Origin of the sequence: Rickettsiella massiliensis 20B (genome assembly GCF_000257395.1) — a bacterium.
In the GTDB taxonomy this organism is placed as follows: domain Bacteria; phylum Pseudomonadota; class Gammaproteobacteria; order Diplorickettsiales; family Diplorickettsiaceae; genus Diplorickettsia; species Diplorickettsia massiliensis.
In genome coordinates this window covers 358511-382787 of sequence record NZ_AJGC01000002.1, presented here as the reverse complement: position 1 = coordinate 382787, position 24277 = coordinate 358511, and the positions used below count along the sequence as shown (strand labels likewise).

Below are 24277 nucleotides of genomic sequence, written 5' to 3'. Positions count from 1 at the left end.
AAAGAATATCCGATTATGAAATGGATATCGTTTGCAAGCAATACGCTACTCTGTATAAACTCGCTGCAGTGCCGCACTGGATTTTTGAACCATGATCTGATTAGACTGATCCACGCCATGGATTAAGCAAGAAATCACGGTATAAATACCGAAAAAACGTGCGTAACGCCATATGGGTTCGTCCACCGGTCCATATTGTTCAAAAAAATGCGTATGACTACTTTTTGGGAAAAACTCCATAAAATCGCATAATCAACCACTGGATGACTAATGCTCATATCGCCCCAGTCGATCACGCCACTGAGTTGTCCTTGCTGAAATAACAGATGCTTATAGTAAAGATTGCCATGAACTAAAACAAACTCAGTCGGTGAAAAAGAAGTCGCTGCAATTGATTTAATTTCTTGTTATAAGGTCGCCCCTTAGTTTTTCGACACGCTGTGTAAAGTTTGCGATGATTTTCGGGAGATAAGTTCGATAAAACACAGGGACCTTTGCGTCCAGAGCGCAAGCTTACTGCGCATCGATACTGTAACTGTTTTAGAAAGCAAGCAAAACGGTTCTAATGTGATTCTATCGTTAAACCTGTGTTAACGTTTCATCTGTGCTCCCAACTAAACGCACATAACCTTGAAACGGATAAGGAAAATCTGCGCAAGGCTGCCCTTGATAAAGAGGATTTGGAATCGCGCAACTTAACCGCGTCTGAAGCAAGCGAAGACATTGATTTTCTTGTGCCAAGAGTGCCACCGCAACTTCTCTACTTGGAAAACGAAAAAAATAAGTTTCATTCACCGCAAAAACACGGTTATCCCAGCGTTCACTGATAAATTGAATTTTTTTAACCGCCCCAGATCCGGAAATTGTTGCTCAATGCAACGCTGAGCCTGAGTCAGGGTGATTGAAATATCCGCTTGCCAAGGTTGACTCATCACTTATCCGCAGGCAACCTTGCCAACATTTGCTGGGCAACGTTTGCAAAATGGCGGTGCTTGAAAAAAAGCTGCCAACGTGTCCCTTCTAATTGTCGCCAAAGAATCACTGAGCGCACACCGGCTAATAAAACCGCACGGATTCGGTCAACAATTTCTGGACGACGCAAGAATTTTGTTTGCCCGATCACATGCAAACGAAAAGATAATTTACCCAAGGTCGCGACATAACTTTCTGCAAGCGCTTGGATCACGCGTTGAGGGGAAGAAGCAAAATAATTGGCTTGGGCTAAAGCATGCTTCATACGTTGCGCCAAGATTTTTTTTTGTTCTGGGGCACGATGCAACTTACGTTCTAGATGCAATAAGCCAAGCAAATAGCGCCCAATATCTTTGTCACGATCCACTTTTGAACGCCTAAATGTCTGAACCAACGCTTGCAAGCCTAAACGAAAATGTGCCGGGTCACCATAAACCTGAACGACAGTTTCTGGGTTTAAACAATAAATAGTTTGTAAACTTGCTTGTAAGGCGTGCTCATTCGTTTCGCCGTGACGCGCCAAATCACGTACCAATACCGCGACCTGAAAATGCCAATACGACATCCTGACTATCTGTTTGTTGTTTCATTGTAATCAGTAAACTTATTTTTAAAAATACTTTAACGCAGTTTAAGCGTCGCTAACCCAAATAAAACCAAAATAACGGTAATAATCCAAAAACGAACAATCACTCGCGGCTCGGGCCATCCTTTTAATTCAAAGTGATGATGAATCGGTGCCATCCGAAAAATTCGTTTGCCCGTCAATCGAAAAGAGATGACTTGGAGAATAAGCACTACCACGGCAATACATCCTAACGTTGCCCCTAATCCTAATGAACCGACATCACCCATAAAAATTTGCGCAGGGTAAGTATTAAACCAAAGAAAGCCCAGTCCTGCACCGACCAGCGCACCACAAATGACGACGATTTCACCGACTCCGGGAACAAACGGAATCGCCAAATATTTTGCATACGTCACATTTCCGGTTAAATAAGCAAAAATACCTAACGCCCCGCCGACCAATACCGTCGGCAAAATAGCCAGTCCATCTAAGCCATCGGTCAAGTTCACTGCATTACTGCTCCCAACGATCACTAAGTATACCCACGGGATGTATAACCAGCCGAGAGGAATCAACCAATTCTTGAAAAAGGGAATCATCAATTGAGTTTCAATCGGTAGTTGCGCATGGACATACAAAAGTATCGCAATACCTAAACCAAACACAGATTGCCAAAAATACTTCCACCGCGAGATTAGCCCCCGGCTATTTTTTAAAATGAGTTTAAAATAATCATCGACAAACCCAATGCAACCAAAACTGGTCATGGCGAATAAAACGATCCAAATCGAAAAATTGCTAAGATTAGACCAAAGAAGCGTCGTCAAGAGAATCGCAATTAAAATAAGCGCCCCACCCATGGTCGGCGTTCCGGCTTTACTTAAGTGTGCCTGGGGACCATCATCACGAATCGGCTGTCCCCATTGATAATGACTGAGTAGTTGGATTAACCGCGGGCCTAACCATAAAGACAAGGTAAACGCGGTTAACGTTGCGAGGATCGCACGCAGCGTCAGATTATTGAAACACATGAAATACACGGTAAAAATTTGCTAGATATGCTGTTAACCACAATAACATCCGTCCCCATCAATCGCCGCAGGATTGCTTTAAGTTTTTACACAATGAATGGCTATCCTAAAAAAGAGTTTATCGCGATTCATCCGCGAGACCCATTAACACGCCTAAATTAAGCGAGTAGTGCCGATACAATTTTATCCATTTGTGCACGTCGTGATCCTTTTACTAATACCGTTGTGTCCGCTTGTAACTGTGGCTGCAGTGCAGCCAGTAACGCTTGTTGCGTCGCATAATGTTGTGCGCCACCACCAAACGTTTCAGTAGTCAACGCGGTCAGTTCACCACACGTGTAGAGCGCGTCGATACCCAGCTTTTTAGCAAGATCACCGACTTGTTGATGATAACGCGCGGCGTGTTCACCTAATTCGGCCATTTCACCAAACACAAAATACGTTTTCCAGAACATGCCGCTAAAAATTGTAGCGCCGCTTGCACAGAACCTGGATTCGCGTTGTAAGTATCATCAATGATACAAGTGCCTTGCCGACTTTTTTGTCGTGCCAAACGTCCAGGCACATCGGCCATGGTTTCTAAACCACGTTTAATTTGTGCTAAAGGAATCTCTAACTCGGTTGCAACCGCCGTCGCCGCCAACGCATTCAGTACATTATGTTGTCCAGGTAGTGCTAAATGGATGGCTATAGTACCTTGAGGCGTGACGCAGTGGAAGTGGGCACACCCTTGTTCATCTAGCTGCAGATGTTCGACAGAAAACGGGGCGTGATGTAATCCAAATTCCACGATACGATGCTCAGTCAGTTTTTCACGCCACATACCAGCAAACTTTGCTGCCTTTTCAAACAAAGCGACGCCGGTGGGCGGTAACCCTAAAAATATTTCTGATTTCGCTTCCGCTACCTTTTCAATTGAACCAAAACCTTGTAAATGCGCGGGTGCAATATTGGTAATTAACGCCAAAGTTGGTTGAACCATTTGACTCAGCGTCGCAATTTCACCTAAATGATTGGCTCCCAATTCAATGACAGCAAAACGATGGCTGGAATTAAGATTAAGTAAGGTGAGCGGAACACCAATATCATTATTAAAGCTTTTAATACTCGCTAATACAGGACCACTGTGCTGCAAAATCGCACGTAACATTTCTTTTGTCGTGGTTTTCCCACAACTACCGGTTAATGCAATGACTGGAATCGTAAATTGTTGGCGATGCCGATGCGCCAAAATACCCAGCGCTTGACGTGTATCCGCTACCTGCACATAAGGCAAACCGGATGAAGGAATGGCCTGTTCAACTAACGCCGCGACGGCACCATGTTGTTGCGCTTGCTCAATAAACTTATGCCCATCAAATTGATCGCCTTTTATTGCAATAAATAAGGCACCTTTTTCCAGCACGCGTGAATCTAAACTCACGCTATTGAAAATGGGATCCGTTCCAACGTGTTGTCCATTTAGCCAATGCGCTAATTCGGATAATCTCACACAATGATCCTAATGAAAAAAATGCGACTCATCTATATACTGTAGTGTAATAATTTTTTCAAATTTCAGCTAACAATAATAATATGCGTATTTTATTGTGTAATTTTCATGAAGCCTTGGGCGGTGGCCAAGATACCTATCTTCTACAATTAATCAACGCACTGGGCACACAACACACCGTTGCCGTCGCCTGTCCGCCCCACTCTCGACTCTATACTACCCTTGAAGATACCTTCCCTTGTTTTGCGATCAATTATAAAGCGATTTTTCGAAAGTGGCAGATCGCTTCACTTTGGAAGTTCAAACGTTGGCTTGAAAAGCAAGCCTTTGATGTCATTCATATTAATGGTTCGGCAGATCATCGTGCCGTACTCTGTGTTTATCCGTTTTTAAAACATCGACCTCGCTTAGTAGTCACCAAACATAATGCCTTAAAAATAAAACCAGGTGCTTGGTTAAGGATGCACTCTGGGAGCGATGCGATCATTGCGGTCAGTCAAGCCACGCGACGTCATCTTTTACAAGCGGGGTTGCCTACCCACAAAATTGAGACAATTCCTAATGGTATCGATACCGAATTTTATCAACCCGTTTCTCTAACTGAAAAGAAGCGTTTACGCGCACAATATGGCTTAGATGAAAAAAATCTGGTGTTTGTTTCCAATGCCGGAACCGCGCGTTGTAAAAACTGGTTTTCGTTGTTAACAGCCATGGCTGCGCTGCCTTCTGAATTACGAAGCCCGATTCGGGTTTTAATTGCTGGCGCGTTACCCAGTACTACCGATCAATTGGCAATTCAAAATTTAGGTTTGGCTTCTCAAGTGATTTTTCCTGGGTTTTTAACGGATGTTCGACCGATGCTCGGCGTCGGGGATATCGGTTTTGTTTTATCGAATGCTGAAGAGACCATTTCGTTTGCCTGTCGCGAAATGATGGCGATGGGTTTACCCATGTTGGTGTCCGACTATGGTGGGTTACCAGAAAATGTCACGCCACAACAAGACGGTTGGATTGTGCCCTGCGATGATTTAGCGACGCTCACTCGTACGCTCACTACTCTATTTACCCAAAAAGAAACGCTCACAGAGTTGGGTCAACAGGCCCGAAAAAAAGCGGTTACGGAATTTGCCGCCCAGCCGTTTATTGAAAAAACACTCAGGCTTTATGAGCGTTTACTAAATGCTGAACCTCGATCGCATCGCTAAAGGGATGGTCTACGCCGGCGATGCGTTGATAAGGTTCATGCCCCTTCCCTGCAATGAGAATTACATCGCCGGCTTGCGCTTGCCGCCAAGCTTTCTGAATCGCTTTTCCTCGATCTCGTTCGATTTGGACCGGTGTTAACCCTGAAAATCCTTGTTGAATTTCACAGATAATCTGTTCTGGATCTTCAAAACGTGGATTATCGTCCGTTAACATCACACGGTCTGCATATTGCTCAGCCACGCGTGCCATAAGTGGCCGTTTACCGCGATCACGATCGCCCCCACAACCAAACACACAATATAATTGACCACGACAATGGGGGCGCAGTGCCAATAAAACTTGTTGTAAGGCATCTGGGGTATGCGCATAATCGACAATAACCAGTGGTTGATTGGGCGCATAAAACGACTCCATTCGTCCAGGCACCCCCTGAATTTCATGTAGAACTTGGGCAATAGCCGTTAACGTAAAACCCTGCAGTTTCAGCAAAGTTAAGACTAACAGCAAGTTACTTTAAATTGAAAACCCCCATTAAATACGGGTTTTCAATCTGTATTTCTCCCCACGGAGTCACCACGTCGGCACGCAAACCGGGTTGCTGACAAACATAACGTCGAACCCAAACATGGGAAATCTGCGCAACCGCGGCTTGAGGCGCGTGTAAAGAATAGAGAACGAGTGCACGTTGTATGGCTAAATCGGCTATCCATGCCTGAGCAAACGTATCCTCTGCATTGAGGACCACGTGTTCAACACCTGGCAAAATAAAATAATGAGCGCTTAGCCTGCGCATAGTGCGCCATGGTTTGATGATAATCTAAATGATCGCGTGTTAAATTGGTCAAGGCGGTACTTGAAAAAATCGTTCCATTTAAACGTTGTTGTGCTAAACGATGTGAAGAAACTTCCATGACAACGGTATCCGCGCCTTGCTGATGAAATTGTGCGAGTAATTGCTGTAATTCCAATGCATCGGGTGTTGTTAACGCGCTCGGCGTTAATTGCGGATACAAGCCATTACCCAATGTCCCAATCACCGCGCAACGACGTTGCAAACGCTGCAAACTTTGCGCTAAAAAGTGGGTACAAGACGTTTTTCCGTTGGTTCCCGTCACCCCAATCACTGCCATTTTTTGGCTGGGGTAACCGTAAAAACGTGCCGCAATTAAACCAAGATAGGCGCCGAGCCCTTTTATCGGGATACAGGGTATGTTTGTTGCCGGCACGACCCCATCGGCTCTGGACTCGAATAAAATGGCGGCGACGTTATGAGCCATCGCCGCATCGATAAAATCACGACCATCGTTTTGACTCCCCGGATACGCAAAAAACAAATCGCCGGTTTTCAGTTGCCGACTATCTTGACAAAGACCCTGAATCCAAGGATTGGCGCCCTCCGCAACGGGCCAATCAACAATCCCTTTTAATAATTGCTTAAAATACATAGAATGAGGACCTTACAATATGGGCCGACCCGGTCAAATTAGGAAAAATAATTGAAAAAAGCATACATGGATTACTTGCTTCGGTCACCCAAAACCCTTACTATAAATGGTAATCATTCTCATTTAAATCCGGTTTATGACACAAAAAATTATCCCTTTAACCGAATTAAAACCTGGACAATCAGCGATTGTCCAAGAGTTTAGCCCAAACATGGCCGCCGATTATCAGAAATTTTTACAACACTTGGGTCTTGTTCGGCAAACACCCATCCGACTTGTGCGCCGCGCGCCGTTGGGTGACCCATTACAACTCGAGGTTCGAGGCAGTCAATTTGGTTTACGTTCTACTGAAGCGTGTCATATTTACGTCGCACTTTCAAATTAAAATCCGATAAATCAATCATGAAAAATAAAATAAGGTGCCTTCGCAAGTGGATTGAGTCGATTACAACTAGACAAGCTGGGAAACCCATTCCACATAATCGTCCGCGCACGGTCGACCCGCGACATAATATTTCCAATACGTCGACACTGAAAGTATCGACACCTTCACAAGTTGGCTCGATTGCCATTGCAGGGAACCCTAATTGTGGAAAAAGTGTCCTGTTTAATGCATTAACGGGGAGTAAACAAAAAATTGGTAATTGGTCGGGCGTAACCGTCGAGAAAAAAACCGGTTATTGCACGATTAACCAGCAACGTTATGCGGCCGTCGATTTGCCTGGAACCTATTCATTAAGCATTGTTGCCGAAAATAGCGCGATGGATGAATATATCGCGTGTGATTATTTACTTTCACATCGACCTGATCGAGTCATCAATGTTGTCGATGCCAGTAACCTTGAACGCCAACTGTACCTCACGGCCCAATTATTAGAAATGCAACTACCCATCATTGTGGTCCTCAATATGATGGACATTGCGCAACGTCGAGGTCTGGTCATTGATTGTGATCAACTGAGTTTAGTATTAGGCTGCCCGGTCATTCCAATGGTGGCCCATCGTGGCAAAGGACTCACCGCTTTGTACCAAGCGCTTGCACAGCCTCCTCACAACACATCCATGCCTCATTATACTTGGCGTCCTTTATTACAAAAGACCTGGGAATCGTTGCAGCAACGCCTCGCTCACCGAGAAGATAATTATCCGGCCTCATGGCATGCTTTACGGCTGCTTGAAGAGGATCCCTTTGCTAAAAATGGTCTTTCCGATGGCGAACAAGCTTATGCTAAACTTCAATACAATACACTCAAAATGCAACTCGGCGAACAACCGGACTTACTCATCGCCGATGCACGTTATCGCTGGGTACAAACGGTAGTCAAACAAAGTTGTACGCATCAGAAACGTCCAACCTCCTTCACAACGAAAATTGATCGTCTTGTGTTAAATCGCTGGTTGGGCATTCCGATTTTTCTTTTAATGATGTACGCCCTCTTTCTCTTTGCCATTAATATTGGTGGAGCGTTCCAAGACTTTTTTGATATAGGGAGTACTGCACTGTTTATTCATGGAACCTCCTCGATTCTCCAAACACTGCAATGTCCACCCTGGCTCGTTGCTCTCGCTGCAAACGGATTAGGAAAAGGTATCAATACGGTGGTCACCTTTATTCCTGTGATTGGGGCGATGTTTCTTTTTTTATCGCTGCTCGAAGATTCGGGATACATGGCACGTGCAGCCTTTGTGATTGATCGACTGATGGCCAAAATTGGTTTGCCGGGAAAAGCCTTTGTCCCCTTGATTGTTGGCTTCGGTTGTAATGTGCCCACCATTATGGGAACACGGACGTTGGCGGCGCCACGTGATCGAATTTTAACGTCGATGATGGCGCCATTCATGTACCGTCTATGTGCTGTTTGTTGCGGCATTCTTCCCCCATGGTGGCCCATTAATCATTTTTTCGTTATATCTTATCGGAATTGTCATGGCGATTTTAACTGGCTTATTGCTAGGAAAAACTACCTTAAAAGGAAATAGCACGCCCATGATTTTAGAACTCCCAAATTACCACTTCCCTCACTGGCGTACTTTGCTACTTAATACCTGGCAACGACTCAAATTATTTTTAGTCAAAGCGGGTCGCTTTATTATTCCCATTTGCTTATTAATCGGCTTTTTAAATTCAGTTAGTCTGCAGGGTACTCGTCTTTCGGGTGAAGCCAACTCCGAATCGATTTTGTCGCAAATTGGAAGAACTGTTACACCATTGTTTTATCCACTGGGTCTACAGAAAGAAAATTGGCCCGCCACCGTCGGGTTAACCACCGGTCTATTAGCCAAAGAAGTCGTCGTTGGAACATTAAATACCCTTTATTCACAGGCCGGTCATTTAAGCGAAGAAGTTGAAGAACAAACCAGCATTCCTGAACAGTTAAAAGCCGCGGCATTGTCGATTCCGAATAATTTTTTAGCGTTAAGTGAACATTTATTTAATCCTCTTGCCAATAAAATGGAAACACCCGCAGTGAATTCCGGTGTCTATGGTGTCATGGCACAAAACTTTGATGGAAAAATCGGTGCGTTTGCTTATTTATTATTTATTCTGCTGTATTTTCCCTGTGTCTCGACCATGGCAGTCATGCGCCGTGAAATTGGACGCTATTGGTCGATTTTTTCAGTCTTGTGGAGTACCGGTATCGCGTATGGCGTCGCAACGTTATTTTACCAAGGGGCCACATTTACAGAACATCCTAAACAATCTTTACTGTATTTTTTGATTATCGGTTTGCTTTTTTTAGGGCTGATTCTGCGACTACGCGGGAAAATAGAAAAAGCAGGAAAAACCCAATCTTCTGCTTGTGTGATCCCTTCTTCAACACCGAAAGAAACGTCTTCAGGAGATTGTCATGGTTAGCTTATTAGCTATAAAAAATTTTATTGCTGAGAAAAAAACGGTCACCTTAGCCGCACTTTCTACTGCTTTTGCAGGCAGTCCAACTGAAATACTCGCTATTTTAGAATTTTATGTAAAAAAATGCTGTAACACACCCGCTTGCGCCACGCGTTGTAGTACATGTAGTTTAGAGGCATTTACTCATTATCAGTGGTTATCGATTGCAATAAACTATCGAGTTGTTGGGCAAGCGGTTGTCTACTTTGTATCGCCGATGTCAATTGCTGTCGCCAATACTACGATTTTGCCCTATCCGCTCCGCCGTGGTGATGTACTGTCTATGTACTGTCTATATGCCTGTGCAATCATGAGCCGATCGTTTATTTGATCGCATAAACTCAATGCCTCAGTTTGGTCTAAAGCACGTAACAGATAGGGATTGTACCAAGCCGCACGCCCAATCATGACACCGTCCACATACTTTAGGTGTTCATTGGCCTCTTGCAACGTATTCACTCCACCATTTAAAACGATTCTTAACGCTGGGAAATCCTGTTTAAGCTGATACACCCAAGGATAGTTTAAAGGTGGGATTTCTCGATTTTCTTTAGGGCTTAAACCCGACAACCATGCTTTTCGGGCATGAATAATAAAGGTGACACACCCCGCTGCGGCGACCTGTCTAACGAACTCAGCCAAATAGTCATAGCATTCATACTCATCGACAGCAATACGCGTTTTCACGCTAATCGGTAAAGAAACAGTGGATCGCATCGCCCGAACACATTGTGCGACAATTTCTGGCTTTTTAAACAATATGGCTCCAAACGCCCCAGATTGGACACGATGACTGGGACAGCCCACATTCAAATTAATCGCACTATAACCTTGTTTTGCAATAGAAGACGCTACTTGGGCAAGTTGTTGCGGATCAGAGCCGCCTACTTGAAAAACTAACGGTTGCTCGCCTTCATCAAACACTAATAAGCTATTTTTATCTGAATGATATAATAATGCTGAGGAGGTGATCATTTCGGTATAAAGTGGGGTTTTTTTCGAAATAAGACGCAGAAAATAGCGGAAATGACGCGTCGTCCAACCTAACATAGGCGCAATCGAAATCGGGAAAATAAGTGGATTTTTCGTTATTTTTAGCATAAATTTTAAACAAGAGGCTTCCCTTGCCATTTTTTAAACGGTATGATAGCCCTTCATTTTTCTTAACAGAAAAATTGTTATATATATATATTATTTTAATAACAAATTGGAGTCCTGAGCCATGAAATTAAAAAAAGCGCTACTACTCGGTGCGGCGACAGCCGTTTTAGCACTTCCTGCCTTTGCCGCAAGTAAAATGCCGGCTGACCCCTCTGCTAAGGCTTCTTCTGAGCTCACAGAACCGAGCACAGCCTTAAAAGATACGGCACAACCCCCTAAAGGACAATGTCTCACTAATGATAGCCAAGAAGCGAAACGAATTGAAGAGACGATTAAAAATAAAGCAGGAAACGATCTGACTGCAAAAGGAACGGAACCTACTGATGTAAAGCCTGCAGCAGAAACTGATAAAAATTAGGTTTCTGCCCCAACCGTAAAGGCCAGTTATTTTCACTGGCCTTTATTATTTGTCTCTCTAAATTACAGCTTCCATGGGCACGCACACTGCAGCGGACGAAATCGGCTCGAACCACTCTACGATCAGCTGTAAACTCTGACGACCCTGATATTCATTAATATCGAGTCGATACGTCGCACGAATCTTATCCGTACGATGATTCGGCCACAATGCCAAATCAACGTTAAACGCAATCGCTTCAATCTGCAACGCGTCTTGTTCCAACCCCAAAGTCATTTTTAAATGTTTATTTCCGACAAGTCGCTGTGTTAACACACGAAAACGTCCTTCAAATAACGGTTCAGGAAAACCCTGCCCCCAAGGGCCAGCCTCACGTACACGTTTCGCCAGAGAAAGAGAAAACTGTTCGGTTGTTAACTCACCATCGGTATAACAAATTTTTTGTAAAAGCGTTTCATCAAGACATTGATCTAATTCCTGCTGAAACTGCTCAGAAAACGCGGCAAAATTAGCTTGTTTTAATGTCAAGCCTGCGGCCATCGCATGACCACCAAATTTTTGGATTAATGTCGGTGCTCGTGCCGCAATCGCTGCGAGCACATCACGAATATGAACACCGGGAATCGAGCGCGCAGAACCTTTTAATTCAACGCTGTGTGGTTGACTTGGAGCAAAAACAATACTCGGGCGATACCAACGTTCGGTTATCCGTGAGGCCAGCAATCCGATCACACCTTGATGCCAATCCGGGCTAAAAAGACAGACCCCTTTTTCTAAGGGCTCGGCCGCAATTTTTTTTCTAAAATCTGCCACGCACCGCGCTGCATATCGGCTTCGATCACCCGGCGTTCTTCATTCAGTTGAGTTAATTGCACCGCTAAGTGATGCGCTTGATCCGTGTTTTCCGCCAATAAACACTTTACACCTAATGACATATCGGCTAAACGTCCCGCCGCATTCAAACGCGGCGCAACACTATAGCCTAAGTCACTACTGCGTAAGGTGCTAAACGATCGTTTTGCTAATTTGAGCAAGGCATAAATACCGGGACGCGCTTGTCCGGATTGAATCCATTGTAAACCTTGATGGACCAGCAAACGATTATTGTGATCCAAGGTCACGAGATCGGCGACGGTACCCAACGCGACTAAATCTAAAAAAGCCGTCATTTTGGGTTCAGGTCGCTGTAGTGGATCAAACCACTGAATTTGACGAAGCTGCTGACGTAACAAAGTATCACCCGGCTGTTGTGGGTTCACGATGGCATCGGCTTCTGGCAACGTCAAGCCAGGTAAATGATGGTCGGCATTATCGACTGTAATAATCAGATCTGGCTGTTTTTGTGCCAACGCCACGGCGACAATTTCCGGTGAAAGTCCATAACCGTATTCAAAACGATTAGGGACTAAAAAATCGACGTGCGTGGCTCCGAATGCACGCAACGCACAGACAGCCAATGCACTACTGGTCGCTCCATCGCTATCAAAATCTCCCACCACTAAAATACGTCGTTGTTGTTTCAACGCCATCGCGAGGAGTTCGGTTGCTTTATCGATCCCGCGTAATGATTGATAATGCGTTAATTGTGTTAACCGATAATCTAAATCCTCAGTGGATTGGATACCTCTTGCCGCATACACCCGTGCTAAAACGGGATGGAAACATGCTAAGCTCGGTAATTGCGTGAACGCACGACGTTGAAATCGTTTTTGCATACGTTATGCCGTCCTTAACGGACCTAAAAATAGGGATATTGTCTCTTCTCATCGTAGCTTATTTTGCAAGCGATCGACTCAGTTCACAAAAATAGCGCTGACTTTCGGGCTATATCATAGTTTTATTTGACGAAGAATGTTAGTATTTTTGACCAAAATGATTTTTCATGCCTCAGACTCATTATTATGGAATTACACCTCGACACGGCGCCTTCTGACTCTTATCACATTCGTGCGTATAGCGATACGTTTATTCAAATTAATGATGAAAAAATCACCCATAGTCTGCTGGTCAGCGCCAAAACACTTTACCATCCTTGGCGACCTAACACGGCTTCTGACATCCATCCGCAAGATTGGATCCCGTTGTTTGAATTAAAGCCGGCGCTTGTTTTATTAGGGACCGGACGTCAATTTCAATGGTTAGAGCCCGCTTTACTCACTGAGTTTTATCAACGAAATATTGGTATTGAAGTGATGGATACTGCGGCAGCGTGCCGAACCTATAGCCTCCTACTTGCAGAGAATCGTCAAGTAGCCGCCGCGTTATTAATTAATCCTACGTCTTCTTAAATCGGATGGGGATACTCATCCTGCTCATTTTGATTCGGTAAATGGGTAAACACAGGATCTAAACTATAGACATCATCCCAAAAATGGATCACGCCTTTTGAATCCGTCCAAGCCGTTAAGTAAGTAATATGAATGGGCACCGGTTGCTGTAAATGAATCGAAACCTGTTTGCCTGATTCAAGATATTTGTCCAATTCAGCCACCTTAGACGCCAGTGATGAATCAAACCGCGTCAGTGCGTTTAGGAAATCAAACGGATCTTCCATGCGTACACAACCTGAACTAAATAAACGAACCGGCTGATCAAATAAATGCTTGGTCGGCGTATCGTGTAAATACACATAATGCCGATTAGAAAATAAAAACTTAATTTGTCCTAACGCATTATGGGGTCCGGGATCTTGACGTAAAACATAACGTCCTGGGTAACGTAACGCGGTCGCCCAATCGACTTGTGAAGGGTCTAGCTCTCGTTGTGGCGCTTGTACAGAAAACACACGAATATGACTGCGTGTTAAAAAACTCGGGTCGTTTAGCGCCTTGGGAAGGATATCGCGGCGCGCAATACCAGGTGGAATCACCCAATAAGGATTTAAGACCACGCGTGTCACTTCTGAATGAATTTCTGGTGTTTGTCGTGAAGGTTTACCGACAATCACGCGCGCGATAAAAACCGCCTGATGATTGTGAACTAAACGCAAACGGTGATCCGGCACATTCACCCAAATATAATTTGGTTCGGCCAAGGCAATCAAGTGATGCCAACGCTTAAGATTAATTTGAATTTGATGGACACGCTGCGCGGGTGAAACATTCAGTGCACGCAGCGTTCTCGGTCCAACGATCCCATCCGCCACAATACAATGCCGCTCCTGAAAGTGGATCACGCCTTTCTCTAAGCGTTCATCATAGTGCTGTTCATTCGTTGATACCGCGCAAACTTCCGCGGGAATGTCGCCATATTGACACAAGCGTGTGCGCAATCGCGGAACCGCGGGGTCATCCTGATCTAAAGTGAGCCTTTGTGCCAGATGCAAGGTTTGCCAAGGTTGTTTTGCTAACGATTCATAGTAAGTTAAGCTATCACTTAACCGTTGCACCGCTGGATTCAACGGCGCAGTCAACGCTTCACAAGCCCCCGAAATAAAACACCATCCAAGCACACCCATCATTAATTTTGCTTGAGATGAAACGCCTTTTTTATTCACCTTATTTTTCATTACTTAATTATTCCGATTTATTGTTTACTCATTACTAAACAGTCACTGTTTGAATGCGTGTGTAATGTGTTTCTATATAAGATTCAATCCATTGCATAAATGTCTGGGCAATCGCTTCACCCCGCAACGTCGCGACTTTACATCCATCTACAAACACCGGAGCCGCTGGATTCTCACCGGTTCCAGGCAAACTAATCCCGATATTCGCATGCTTGCTTTCCCCGGGACCATTGACCACACAGCCCATGACCGCAATCGTAAGATTTTCAACACCGTGATAAGTTTGTTTCCATACCGGCATCCGGATTTGGATATAGGTTTCAATTTCACTAGCGAGTTGTTGAAAATAGGTGCTGGTGGTCCGTCCACAACCCGGGCATGCTGAAACAGAAGGTCGAAAACGACGTAAGTCGAGTGCTTGTAAAATCTGCTGGCAAACCAACACTTCTTGAGTCCGATCGCCGCCTGGCTAGCACGCAGGGTATCGCCAATTCCTTCCTGCAATAATATCGCTAACGCGGCGGTCGTCGCGACGATCCCCTTGGATCCTATCCCTGCTTCAGTCAGGCCAAGATGGAGGGCATACTGACAACGTGCCGCCAATTGGCGATGCACCGCAATCAGGTCTGGCGGACGGCTCACTTTACAGGATAGAATGATTCGATCGGCAGTTAAACCCACTTTTTCAGCCAGCTGTGCACTGTGCAGTGCCGATAAAATTAAGGTCTCTCGTAGGACTTCGTTGACCGGGCGGGGTCGTGTCGCTTTGGCATTTTTATCCATTTCACGCGCACTGAGGTCCTGATCCAAACTCCCCCAATTTACGCCGATACGGATGGCCTTCCCATACTGCAACGCAATCTCCACAAGGCGAATAAATTGCTTATCACGTTTTTCACCATAACCGACATTCCCTGGATTAATTCGATACTTATCGAGCGCTTGCGCACAGGCTGGGTATTGCTCGAGCAACCGGTGGCCGTTATAGTGAAAATCGCCCACAAGTGGGACTGGGCAACCCAGTTCATACAGTTTATCGCGGATAAAAGGAACTTGCTGAGCTGCTTTTTCCGTATTAACAGTAATCCGAACTAACTCTGATCCGGCGCGAACCAGGTCCTGAATCTGCTGGACGGTCGCAGCACCCTCTTCGGTATCGGTATTAGTCATCGACTGGACAACAATCGGTGCCCCACCACCCATCCACACCGAACCAACTTTAACAGCAATACTTTGACGACGGGTTACAGAATCCATAGATTTACCGATATAATTAAGCTATTTTATAGAAAAACAGATGCAATGAAAAACAAGTTGCGCTATAATCAGAGCATTCCACGGTCCAATGAATGACTGCAAAATAATTCAAAAATCGCGACGGAGGCCCGATAAATAATATGCATTTACCTAAACTTTGTCCATCTCTTCCCACTAACAGTACGGATGCCTATATTGCACAATTAAGGCAAATTCCGGTTTTGAGTGCACAAGAGGAAAGCGAGTTAGCGGAGCGCTATTATTATCATCAAGATCTAGAAGCCGCTAAAAAATTGATTATCGCCAATTTGCGTTTTGTCGTCCATATTGCCCAAACCTATATGGGCTATGGCCTGGCGTTAGCTGACCTCATCCAGGAAGGAAATATTGGCCTAATGAAAGCTGTCAAGCGTTTTGACCCAAAAGTCGGTGTTCGTCTTATTTCTTTTGCTGTGCATTGGATCAAGGCCGAAATACAAGAGTTTATCTTAAAAAATTGGCGTATCGTTAAAATTGCTACGACCAAAGCACAACGTAAATTATTTTTTAATATACGACGTATGAAATCTCGTCTCGGTTGGTTTAATGCAAAAGAAATTAAAGCGGTCGCAGACGATCTCGGCGTGAAACCCGAAGCGGTTCGTGAGATGGAATCGCGTTTAGCTGCCCATGACATTAGCCTGGATATCGGCGCAGAAGATCGTGATGAGGCAAATGGACCCACTTACCCACTCATTGATACTTATTTTGAAGACTCACGTTATGATCCAGCACGCTTACTTGAAGCGAGTGATTCCGCTGAATCGGGTCAAGAACGTTTACAAGGTGCTTTGACCAATTTGGACCCCCGTGCCCAAACTATTATTCGTGAGCGTTGGTTAGGCCACCCAAAAACGACGCTGCAAGAATTAGCGAATCGCTATCAAGTTTCTGCCGAACGTGTGCGCCAATTAGAAAAAAAGGCAATTAAAGACCTTCGTCTGGCCATTGAACAGGCGGACGCATGCTAAAACATTTATTTGGTACGCCGATTGTGCAAAATAAAATCAGTGAAGCCGATCATCTGTTAGCCCGGTTTTGAAACCCAATTTCCCTATAAGTCTTCTTCACAACAACAAGAAATCGCGACTTACGAAATGATTTTCCGCTCTCGCGATCAAAAAAAACCGGGTACTAAAACACTCTTACCGGATCATCCTAAATAAGCGAACAATCTATGTTTCTTGAAATTGAACTCAAACTCAGCTTACGGCCTGAAGATACTGCACAATTCTATGCGCACCCTATCATTGCTCAAGCCACTCAAGTACCGGAAACTACTCATTTAATAAGCCGTTACTTTGATACGCCACAACTCACACTTTGGCAAAATGGTCTTTCCTTACGCATTCGAGAAGCAGAAGGTCGTACCATCCAAACGCTCAAAAGCCGAGGTCAGCAAATCGGTGATCTCCATCACCGGCATGAATGGGATCAACCGGTTCCGGGAACACAGTTAGAAATTGAAGCATTTAACGATGCCGAGGTCGTAAAAACACTACGTCAATTATTGAGTCATCAGCCCTTAATCGAATTATTTTATACGTCTTTTCAAAGAACACAGTGGAATTTATCCGTAGGCCAGGATACTCAAGTAGAGTTAGTATTGGATCAAGGAGCCGTACATACTGCTTTTCGACAAAGCCCAATCCACGAAATTGAACTCGAGCTCAAACAAGGCGATGAACAACAGCTTTATACTCTCGCCGCACAGCTCAAAGAAACCATTCCCCTCCTATTGGAAACCCGTAGTAAAGCTGAGCGTGGTTATACACTTTATATGGAAGAACCACTCTCAACCACAAAAGCCTAGTACCTAACGTGTTATTATTGTAGTATTCCTCCACTGATAAAAATTGAAGAATGGTCCTGTATGGCATGCACCCAACCAAAACGCACAAAAGAAAAACGTATTATTATTGAGGGCATTACTGAACAAGGCGATGTCTTTCGTCCCAGCGACTGGGCAGAGCGAATGTGCGGTTGTTTGGCGAGCTTTGATAATCGGCGCATCTGTTATTCACCTCAACTTCGTCCGATTGTTGACGATCAAAGTCATACCAAAAGTCTTATTCTTGATCCGAAACTCAAAGAAACCCATCCAGATATATTCGAATGTATCATGAAATTTGCCAATGAAAACCGCTTGAAAATTCATGAGTCTTATGAGGAAGAAGAAATAGAAACGGCCTAACAAGCAGATGCGATTTTAAATAAATTTCCATCAATAACGAATTTACAAATTATACTGCTCACTCGCCTCAGTCTATGATTATCTTTAATAAATAATTTTTTCTAACTTGATTGATAAAAGTATTTAGTTTTAATCGTCTTTTATTCGCTAAATTATAGTATTTTAAACTAGGACAGCAAATAAAATCTTGGCTTAAATTATTAATAATACTTCTAATTAATAAGATTCTGCTTAAACAGCACTCTTGAATCAACTTTTATCAAGTCAGATTATAAAACAAGTTTCTGGTCTAGATAAAAAATATTACTTTTTATCTTTGTATAAAAATACAATTTTCAATAAGAAAATATTGATGATTGTCTTTACTATAGCAATTTGAATCAATTAATGTTGAGCAAAAAATTTCTCTAAAAATTAATCGATAATTCAAATTTTCAAAAAATTTTATAATTCGTAAAAAGGATAATTTCTCTATAAGTTATTAATTTATACTAATAACCTATTTTTACTGATATAAAAAAGCCACTATTTTTATACATTCATAGTGGCTTTTTAAAATAGTTAAATAACAAGCTATTTCTAGAGATAAAACAAAAAGCGAAGGGTCTAATGATCCTGAATCAGGATCGTTCGAGGTTGAGGGCCTTTTCCTTTCGGGAGAATGATGGTTAATACCCCACGGTTCAATTTCGCTGTAATTTTATCTGCATCGGCACTATCAGGTAATGCAAAACGATAACGATACACATACTCTTTTGCCTCAGATTCTGTCTTTTTTTGATCTGTCTTTTTCGTTATCTCACGCTGTGCTTGAATCATCAGCATCCGATTTTGCACTGTCAGATGCACGGCTTTCGGATCCACCCCAGGAAGATCCACTGACAGCACAAATTGCGTCGCCTCTTCATGCAGTTCTGAAGCAAAAGCATGATGATTGACCATGAAAAACTGCTTCGCGAGTGTCGTATTAATGCGTAACAATCGATCAAACGTTTTATCAATTTGCACTAAATCATCAATCGGATTGACCACATCTAACGAAATGACTTCTTGATTGAGTGTGTTGGGCGCTGAAGAGGAAGCCGTTTGCAGAGCAGGATCGGCTTGCACAGCGGGCTTTTGTGCCGCAGCAGAAGCCGATAAAGAAAAGCATAAAGCGCCTAATCCAAGGATAGTGATAACTATCGCGTTTTTCCGAATGGTGTTCATTTGAAAATCAACCCCTTGCTATGAATAAAGGAAATTTATTATTCTCAAACTGTTTGCTAACCCTTTGTGAACTCAGGAACCATTCCCTGAACGGGTTAAGTACCGGTTTATTATCGAATATCTTGCGCTAGACTGCAATCACTTACATCCAGTCTACACTGAAAAAGAAGAGGAAATGGTCAGAAATAAGACTTTATTCGAGCGATTCAGCCACTTAATGGTTTTGTTCTCGCCATGCGCTGCGTCCTAATTGACCGAGGGTGGCATCCTTCTCTTGGCAAGATTCCGGTGTAACGCATGCATAGGTTGTTTGCAAGGTGATGGCTGAAACAGGACGCTCATGACTCGGCGTTAGATAAGCGGTGATTCGATAATAATACGCACGCTGCTGCCGAAAACAAAAAGGGGTCAGTAATCGCTTAAAAGAATAAAAAACATGATATCCGGCATACACTTCGCTATAAAGTTGATGCTCGACAACGCGATGATTAAGCAAAAATACTTCAGCATGAGACAATACCGCTTCCACTGCATAAAATTGTTGTAATCCTCTCGCGTAATTTTGTTGTGTACGTAGCGTAAGCTGTAACTGTTCATGAAGTGTCATGGCAAACAGCCCAATCATTAATACCAATAATAAAAACATAACTAGAATAAAACCCGACTGCTTCGCTCTCGGCCTATCAAAATAAGCACCAAGAAGCAAATAACAGCGCTTTTTCGATGTTGTTCTCATCAAGTGGCTGGTTCACGCAAAGCCACCACCCATTGCCAGGAGGTCTCTTGCTGATTCGCTTCTTGATGAGACAACGTGATTTCGAGACAACGCAATCGATGAGATAACGTCAATGATCCAGGCGCAATAAACTTAACACCACCGGTTGCAGGATCGTTTACCCCAAAACGAACTGTCAATTGCTTCACACCGGCCAGTAATTCGCTCGGTCTATAAAACGATTGATTTAAATCACGGCGATATAACGCATAAATCGGTTGGCCTTGTCGATTATAGCGTTCCGTTTTCGCAACGTAATAAACTATTTTATTCAAATAAGCGACCTCACTGTCACGAGTGTACGTATGCTGTAAGCGTGCTTGTCCCCAATAAAACCGCTCTGCTTGTTGGCAATCACTGATAATCAGCGTATCACCCTTCTGAAAGGGTGATCGGTCAAATAGTCTAACGTGATCGCCCTGCGCAAAAACGACGGGATAAACGTCCGGATCCATCGCTTGAATCAAAATTTTGTCGCTATGAGATTCAACAGGTGGCAGTGGTAACGTCGGAAAAGGCACCGAAGGCCGATCATTATGCCAAACCACTAAGCGTTTTTGAAAGGCAAAAGAATCACTTATTTTGGAAACCCGTGCTAAGGGAACACAACCTACGAACCCGGCCATACGAATATCTCGACTGAGCCAGATCATCTACGAATATCTCGACTGAGCCAGATCATCGCAAGCTGTATTTTATTTTGCAATTGGTTCAAATGGTAAATGGTCGTATAATTTTTTTTAGCGTAGACAAAGGTCTGTATACCCAATGTACTTAAGAAAAGTGCTAACCCTAAAGCGATCACTAACTCAATCATCGTATAACCTTGTTGTCGTATACACTTCATACACTAAAATATAACGTGTACAGAACAGACGACCCGATTTTTTGAGAAGAAACTTCTGTTATTTCGACTTGGTAAGTTTGGCCTGCTATATGAACCCGCGAACGAGTATGCGGAAGCTGCGCTTGCAGTTCCATTTGCCATCGCGCCTGGAGAGCGTAAGTCGAGGCAGGATGGTCAATCGCTTTGATCGTTTCAGCAAACGCATAGCTTTTTATATGCGCGATACTTAACGCTTGCATCCTTTGCGTCACCTGCAAAGCCATCAGTTCGCTTAGTAAAAAGCCTAAAATCCCGAAGCTTAAGATAAACGCTGCGAATAAGACCTCGACAAGGGTGAAGCCTGCTGTCGTGAAAGCAATCTTGGAATACATCCTGTTTTCCAACTTAATTTATTTTTATTTTTAATAAGTAATACGTTTGACTATATCGTGTAAAATAGGATTATTCAATCCACATACTTTACCGTATCAGTGATATTGAAGTTATGTATTATAGATTGTCACTTCGCGATAAAGCGTAGTCATTATAAGATAATCTTCAATTTAGAAAACAACCCTCACTCAAGCCAACGATTTCTTTTAATAAATTAAGTATATCTAAAATTAGAAATTTTAATATTCATTCCACGCTATAATTCTCTAATTCGATTTATGGCCGTTGCTCATGATTTTTTAAATTTATATCTTAGATAAGATTATGGCGTGATCTGAGTTTTTTTCATCTTATTAATACATACCAAACATACGAAATCTAACACTTTTCCGTATATCTTCTTCCCGTTCATTTTTAACAACAGAGTTTTGCTCTGTTTCTTTAGAGGTTACCTGCGTATCATGCCCTTATTGAGAACGAAAACAATTTAAAGCACGGTATCGCGCAGAAGATAATATGGCTTGCTCAGGCTTTAAGGCTAAATACTGCAAGTAAATTATGGTGTCTATAATGAATCTGATCAGAGAAAAGCACAGGCGACGCTAAGAAAAATATTGTTACCGATTTCCCTAACCAACTTATCGATATCTCGACAAATAAAAGGATGATTTTTCCATGGATGTATCATTTTCGCTTGTTGCAAATGAATTTTAAACTGTTCTCTTATTAAAATAAGCTGATCAAAATTTATTTTTATCATTAGAATACCTACCGATAAATCATTTTATTTTTTTATTACTAAGAGGATAATTTACTTTTTTTGATAAAAAAATCAAAAATGGTAGAAAAATTATTTCATTTAACTACACTACAAAGACATCATTATTAAATAACAAGATCGATTTTTTAATATAATAAAAATTAACAAATAAAAATATATCTGTTTTTTAATAAAAAAATAATAAATTGTTATTCTTATTAAAAAATTGGTTTTATGATGAGAAAATAGTATAAACAAATTATAAAAATATATTTTGAATATATAAAAAATAATAAGAAAACTTTATTAAAAGTGAATAATATAAATTTAAAATAAAATTTATAAAGTATATTTAATAATTTACTCTATTCTCAACTCAATGATAATTATTTTATAGATTGGTTAATAGAGTATAGTGATTTCAAGAGAATGATAGAATAAATACGAACAAACGTCATTTCTATTAAAAAAAGACTAAGCATGCTATTTTTACGGTGTCTAGAATCATACATGATAGAAAGCCTGGGATTAATATCATCTAAAAATCTTAGTTTTTTCATATCAGAGCTAAGGATGCTAAAAATAAACGACTACGATCTAATCTTGATGAAGTCTATTAAATTATTGTCTAAATTGGTACAGCTCACTGTTCGAAAGTAGAGAATCCTCTTCAGTAATAGCTGATGTTTTACGATAAGAAGCAAACATCTTATCTAAGCCTTCCGCATATCCCACTGATCGATTTAATCCTTGCCCTGCAGTACTTTGTATTTGATAAGGTTGATCTATTTTTTTAAGCTGCTCATCCCAGTACAGAGATAAATATTTATTATTCTTTACAAAACTTTTCTTTCTTCCCATTTTTTTTCTAAAATCAAGTCAATAAATACTTTAGCAGTTTTAATATTATTACGTTCAATGGCTAAAGATAACAGATCATTAATCTCTTTTTTATTGACTTGTTCAATATGGGCGATCAGTAACTTTATTTTTTCAATTCGTAAATTCTCATTACTATAAACAGGTTGCGTTTCAGCAAGCGTCCCTTTAACACATTTTATTTTTAATAAGATATTATGCACTTGAGCCGCATCATGATTATTTATCATCACTAACTCTTTGATCAGTTTATATTTTGATGAGTCGTCTATTCGATTTTTTTCAAGAAAAAGTTTTAATACCGCATTATTTGAACTTAACTTAGCGACATTGAGTGATGTATTTCCAGCACGATTTTCCATTTTATAAATATTTGCTTTATGCTCTAAGAGAAACTCAATAACAGAAAGATGCGCTTGAGAAATAGATAAATAATTTTTAGAAATGACTAAAAAAAGTGCAGTCCGACCAAATCTATCTGCTTCATCGACATTATTATAATCCATGTAACATTTTACTTTTTGTAGATCGCCCTTCTCTGCCGCAGCATAAAATTTACGCTTATTAGGTGACATAATAACCTCCTTATTCAGATACTATTTTTTAGAGTAAATTTTTAATTTTTTATAAGTAGCCTCGTATCCTTTATTATTTAATTAAACATAAAAGATTTCTAATCTTTTCATTATAATTCTTGCAATGTTTTTAATAAAACATCTTCTAAATAATAATAAAATTTATTTATTTTTTCAAGATTATTCTTATAAAGAACTAGAATATTTAGAAAAAACTTACACATTGCATCGAGCCTCATCGCACCGACATATCCAGTACTACCCTTTAAGTTATGAACAAGTTGATATATTTTATTAAAATTTTTATCGCGATAGGCTTCTTTAATTTCAATTATATTCTTTTCTAAATTATCATGAAAAATAGATAAAATTTCTTTTTGCAAGGGCTCATCTCTTCCTAACGTATATAAGCTAAGCGGTAAGAAAAAAATCGGGTACCCCACTATTTTCTCAAGTTCTAAAGAAAGAGCCGAAGTATCTTTTCCTTTATTACCTAGGCTTTCCTGATTATTATAAAAAACAGAAGGCCGAATTACATTATACTGACCGACAACCGTATAACTGAGTAATTCTTCTATATTCTTCTCTGAAATAGGTTTTGGCCAAATTGCATCAAATTCTTCTAATCCATATTTTTCAACAACACTATCCGCAGTATTAATTAAAGAAGTTAAGGCAAAAATAGGAATAGAGTTCTTTTTTGTATTCTCTCCCAATAACGATAAAGAATGATAAA

The 24277-nt window shown here is 41.8% G+C and carries 31 protein-coding genes and 3 pseudogenes; 10 read left to right on the top strand and 24 right to left on the bottom strand.

The window, feature by feature from the left end:
- Positions 1 to 45: 45 nt before the first annotated feature.
- The 8 genes and pseudogenes from S3O_RS17795 to S3O_RS14360 form a co-directional block, all read right to left on the bottom strand.
- Positions 46 to 186, bottom strand: coding sequence for a hypothetical protein (locus tag S3O_RS17795; RefSeq protein ID WP_192805920.1), 141 nt, complete (start codon positions 184 to 186; stop codon positions 46 to 48).
- A complete protein-coding gene (locus S3O_RS20495; protein ID WP_408005676.1) occupies positions 135 to 392 on the bottom strand; it encodes a phosphotransferase in 258 nt (85 codons plus the stop codon). The genes S3O_RS17795 and S3O_RS20495 overlap by 52 nt, the downstream gene beginning before the upstream one ends.
- Before the next feature lie 187 nt (positions 393 to 579).
- Entirely contained in the window at positions 580 to 795 is a 216-nt protein-coding gene (locus S3O_RS0107730; RefSeq protein ID WP_010598516.1) for a protein kinase family protein, read from the bottom strand.
- On the bottom strand, positions 792 to 935 hold the full coding sequence (locus tag S3O_RS17435; protein ID WP_192805919.1) for a hypothetical protein: 144 nt from the start codon (positions 933 to 935) through the stop codon (positions 792 to 794). Before S3O_RS17435 ends, S3O_RS0107730 begins: the two co-directional genes overlap by 4 nt.
- Entirely contained in the window at positions 932 to 1537 is a 606-nt protein-coding gene (gene hflD, locus S3O_RS0107720) for a high frequency lysogenization protein HflD (RefSeq protein ID WP_010598515.1), read from the bottom strand. Before hflD ends, S3O_RS17435 begins: the two co-directional genes overlap by 4 nt.
- Positions 1538 to 1593: 56 nt before the next feature.
- Positions 1594 to 2620 (bottom strand): annotated as a pseudogene (gene mraY / locus S3O_RS14365) (phospho-N-acetylmuramoyl-pentapeptide-transferase).
- A 109-nt stretch (positions 2621 to 2729) separates the two neighbouring features.
- Positions 2730 to 3005: a glutamate ligase domain-containing protein gene (locus S3O_RS16645; protein WP_083827717.1), complete on the bottom strand. Its 276-nt coding sequence runs from the start codon at positions 3003 to 3005 to the stop codon at positions 2730 to 2732.
- The gene (locus tag S3O_RS14360) at positions 2981 to 4063 is read right to left on the bottom strand and encodes a UDP-N-acetylmuramoyl-tripeptide--D-alanyl-D-alanine ligase (RefSeq protein ID WP_010598512.1); all 1083 of its coding nucleotides are present in this window, start codon (positions 4061 to 4063) and stop codon (positions 2981 to 2983) included. Before S3O_RS14360 ends, S3O_RS16645 begins: the two co-directional genes overlap by 25 nt.
- 83 nt (positions 4064 to 4146) lie before the next feature.
- On the opposite strand from S3O_RS14360, the gene S3O_RS0107705 reads away from it, so the two are divergent.
- On the top strand, positions 4147 to 5268 hold the full coding sequence (locus S3O_RS0107705; RefSeq protein ID WP_010598511.1) for a glycosyltransferase family 4 protein: 1122 nt from the start codon (positions 4147 to 4149) through the stop codon (positions 5266 to 5268).
- On the opposite strand, the gene S3O_RS14355 is transcribed toward S3O_RS0107705, so the two are convergent.
- The 3 genes from S3O_RS14355 to S3O_RS14350 are packed head-to-tail and all read right to left on the bottom strand — an operon-like array spanning position 5219 to position 6714.
- Positions 5219 to 5776, bottom strand: coding sequence for a Mur ligase family protein (locus S3O_RS14355; protein ID WP_010598510.1), 558 nt, complete (start codon positions 5774 to 5776; stop codon positions 5219 to 5221). The genes S3O_RS0107705 and S3O_RS14355 overlap by 50 nt on opposite strands.
- Before the next feature lies 1 nt (position 5777).
- Complete coding sequence (locus S3O_RS15765; RefSeq protein ID WP_010598509.1) at positions 5778 to 6032, bottom strand: hypothetical protein; 255 nt, start codon at positions 6030 to 6032, stop codon at positions 5778 to 5780.
- Positions 6019 to 6714 (bottom strand): Mur ligase family protein, encoded by a 696-nt coding sequence (locus S3O_RS14350; protein ID WP_010598508.1) that lies wholly within the window; start codon positions 6712 to 6714, stop codon positions 6019 to 6021. The genes S3O_RS15765 and S3O_RS14350 overlap by 14 nt, the downstream gene beginning before the upstream one ends.
- Before the next feature lie 136 nt (positions 6715 to 6850).
- Here S3O_RS14350 and S3O_RS0107695 point away from each other — a divergent pair, with 136 nt between their 5' ends.
- From S3O_RS0107695 to S3O_RS16640, 4 genes are read left to right on the top strand one after another with little or no spacing between them, the layout of a single operon-like run.
- A complete protein-coding gene (locus tag S3O_RS0107695; RefSeq protein ID WP_010598507.1) occupies positions 6851 to 7099 on the top strand; it encodes a FeoA family protein in 249 nt (82 codons plus the stop codon).
- A gap of 17 nt (positions 7100 to 7116) precedes the next feature.
- Complete coding sequence (gene feoB, locus S3O_RS20490; protein WP_156792821.1) at positions 7117 to 8694, top strand: ferrous iron transport protein B; 1578 nt, start codon at positions 7117 to 7119, stop codon at positions 8692 to 8694.
- Positions 8642 to 9571: a nucleoside recognition domain-containing protein gene (locus S3O_RS20485; protein WP_156792820.1), complete on the top strand. Its 930-nt coding sequence runs from the start codon at positions 8642 to 8644 to the stop codon at positions 9569 to 9571. The genes feoB and S3O_RS20485 overlap by 53 nt, the downstream gene beginning before the upstream one ends.
- Positions 9564 to 9938, top strand: coding sequence for a FeoC-like transcriptional regulator (locus S3O_RS16640; protein WP_083827716.1), 375 nt, complete (start codon positions 9564 to 9566; stop codon positions 9936 to 9938). Before S3O_RS20485 ends, S3O_RS16640 begins: the two co-directional genes overlap by 8 nt.
- On the opposite strand, the gene dusA is transcribed toward S3O_RS16640, so the two are convergent.
- Positions 9860 to 10738 (bottom strand): tRNA dihydrouridine(20/20a) synthase DusA, encoded by an 879-nt coding sequence (dusA, locus tag S3O_RS0107685; protein ID WP_235776217.1) that lies wholly within the window; start codon positions 10736 to 10738, stop codon positions 9860 to 9862. The two genes, S3O_RS16640 and dusA, sit on opposite strands and share 79 nt — an antisense overlap.
- Before the next feature lie 91 nt (positions 10739 to 10829).
- Between dusA and S3O_RS0107680 the strand changes: the two genes are divergently transcribed.
- Positions 10830 to 11126: a hypothetical protein gene (locus tag S3O_RS0107680; RefSeq protein WP_029463726.1), complete on the top strand. Its 297-nt coding sequence runs from the start codon at positions 10830 to 10832 to the stop codon at positions 11124 to 11126.
- A gap of 57 nt (positions 11127 to 11183) precedes the next feature.
- Here S3O_RS0107680 and S3O_RS14340 read toward each other — a convergent pair.
- Positions 11184 to 12841: pseudogene (locus S3O_RS14340) on the bottom strand (DHHA1 domain-containing protein).
- Between the two features lie 186 nt (positions 12842 to 13027).
- On the opposite strand from S3O_RS14340, the gene S3O_RS0107670 reads away from it, so the two are divergent.
- Positions 13028 to 13414 carry an Mth938-like domain-containing protein gene (locus S3O_RS0107670; RefSeq protein ID WP_010598503.1) on the top strand — a complete coding sequence of 129 codons (387 nt, stop codon included), beginning with the start codon at positions 13028 to 13030 and terminating at the stop codon, positions 13412 to 13414.
- Here the strand turns inward: S3O_RS0107670 and S3O_RS12170 are convergent.
- Positions 13411 to 14622 (bottom strand): L,D-transpeptidase family protein, encoded by a 1212-nt coding sequence (locus S3O_RS12170; protein WP_192805917.1) that lies wholly within the window; start codon positions 14620 to 14622, stop codon positions 13411 to 13413. The genes S3O_RS0107670 and S3O_RS12170 overlap by 4 nt on opposite strands.
- 46 nt (positions 14623 to 14668) lie before the next feature.
- Positions 14669 to 15804 (bottom strand): annotated as a pseudogene (ispG, locus tag S3O_RS20165) (flavodoxin-dependent (E)-4-hydroxy-3-methylbut-2-enyl-diphosphate synthase).
- 227 nt (positions 15805 to 16031) lie between these two features.
- Between ispG and rpoH the strand changes: the two are divergent.
- From rpoH to S3O_RS0107645, 3 genes are all read left to right on the top strand, one after another.
- Positions 16032 to 16901: an RNA polymerase sigma factor RpoH gene (gene rpoH / locus S3O_RS0107655; protein ID WP_010598499.1), complete on the top strand. Its 870-nt coding sequence runs from the start codon at positions 16032 to 16034 to the stop codon at positions 16899 to 16901.
- A 206-nt stretch (positions 16902 to 17107) separates the two neighbouring features.
- Positions 17108 to 17743, top strand: a complete 636-nt coding sequence (locus S3O_RS0107650; protein ID WP_010598498.1) for a CYTH domain-containing protein — start codon at positions 17108 to 17110, stop codon at positions 17741 to 17743.
- A 60-nt stretch (positions 17744 to 17803) separates the two neighbouring features.
- Positions 17804 to 18124: a DUF3579 domain-containing protein gene (locus tag S3O_RS0107645; RefSeq protein WP_010598497.1), complete on the top strand. Its 321-nt coding sequence runs from the start codon at positions 17804 to 17806 to the stop codon at positions 18122 to 18124.
- Positions 18125 to 18730: 606 nt separating this feature from the next.
- Here S3O_RS0107645 and S3O_RS15760 read toward each other — a convergent pair.
- From S3O_RS15760 to S3O_RS0107600, 9 genes are all read right to left on the bottom strand, one after another.
- Positions 18731 to 19333 (bottom strand): Hsp20/alpha crystallin family protein, encoded by a 603-nt coding sequence (locus S3O_RS15760; RefSeq protein WP_010598496.1) that lies wholly within the window; start codon positions 19331 to 19333, stop codon positions 18731 to 18733.
- A 214-nt stretch (positions 19334 to 19547) separates the two neighbouring features.
- Positions 19548 to 19958, bottom strand: a complete 411-nt coding sequence (locus S3O_RS0107635) for a hypothetical protein (RefSeq protein WP_192805916.1) — start codon at positions 19956 to 19958, stop codon at positions 19548 to 19550.
- Positions 19959 to 20068: 110 nt separating this feature from the next.
- Positions 20069 to 20734, bottom strand: a complete 666-nt coding sequence (locus S3O_RS0107630) for a hypothetical protein (RefSeq protein ID WP_192805915.1) — start codon at positions 20732 to 20734, stop codon at positions 20069 to 20071.
- Positions 20735 to 20757: 23 nt separating this feature from the next.
- Entirely contained in the window at positions 20758 to 20955 is a 198-nt protein-coding gene (locus S3O_RS0107625) for a PilW family protein (protein WP_029463725.1), read from the bottom strand.
- Positions 20952 to 21326 (bottom strand): type IV pilus modification PilV family protein, encoded by a 375-nt coding sequence (locus S3O_RS0107620; protein WP_010598492.1) that lies wholly within the window; start codon positions 21324 to 21326, stop codon positions 20952 to 20954. Before S3O_RS0107620 ends, S3O_RS0107625 begins: the two co-directional genes overlap by 4 nt.
- A 581-nt stretch (positions 21327 to 21907) precedes the next feature.
- Positions 21908 to 22087 (bottom strand): hypothetical protein, encoded by a 180-nt coding sequence (locus S3O_RS0107615; RefSeq protein ID WP_029463724.1) that lies wholly within the window; start codon positions 22085 to 22087, stop codon positions 21908 to 21910.
- A 621-nt stretch (positions 22088 to 22708) separates the two neighbouring features.
- Positions 22709 to 22948: a hypothetical protein gene (locus tag S3O_RS0107610; protein ID WP_010598491.1), complete on the bottom strand. Its 240-nt coding sequence runs from the start codon at positions 22946 to 22948 to the stop codon at positions 22709 to 22711.
- A complete protein-coding gene (locus tag S3O_RS0107605) occupies positions 22924 to 23541 on the bottom strand; it encodes an ankyrin repeat domain-containing protein (RefSeq protein ID WP_010598490.1) in 618 nt (205 codons plus the stop codon). Before S3O_RS0107605 ends, S3O_RS0107610 begins: the two co-directional genes overlap by 25 nt.
- A gap of 110 nt (positions 23542 to 23651) precedes the next feature.
- On the bottom strand, positions 23652 to 24257 hold the full coding sequence (locus S3O_RS0107600) for an Hpt domain-containing protein (RefSeq protein WP_010598489.1): 606 nt from the start codon (positions 24255 to 24257) through the stop codon (positions 23652 to 23654).
- Positions 24258 to 24277: the final 20 nt, after the last annotated feature.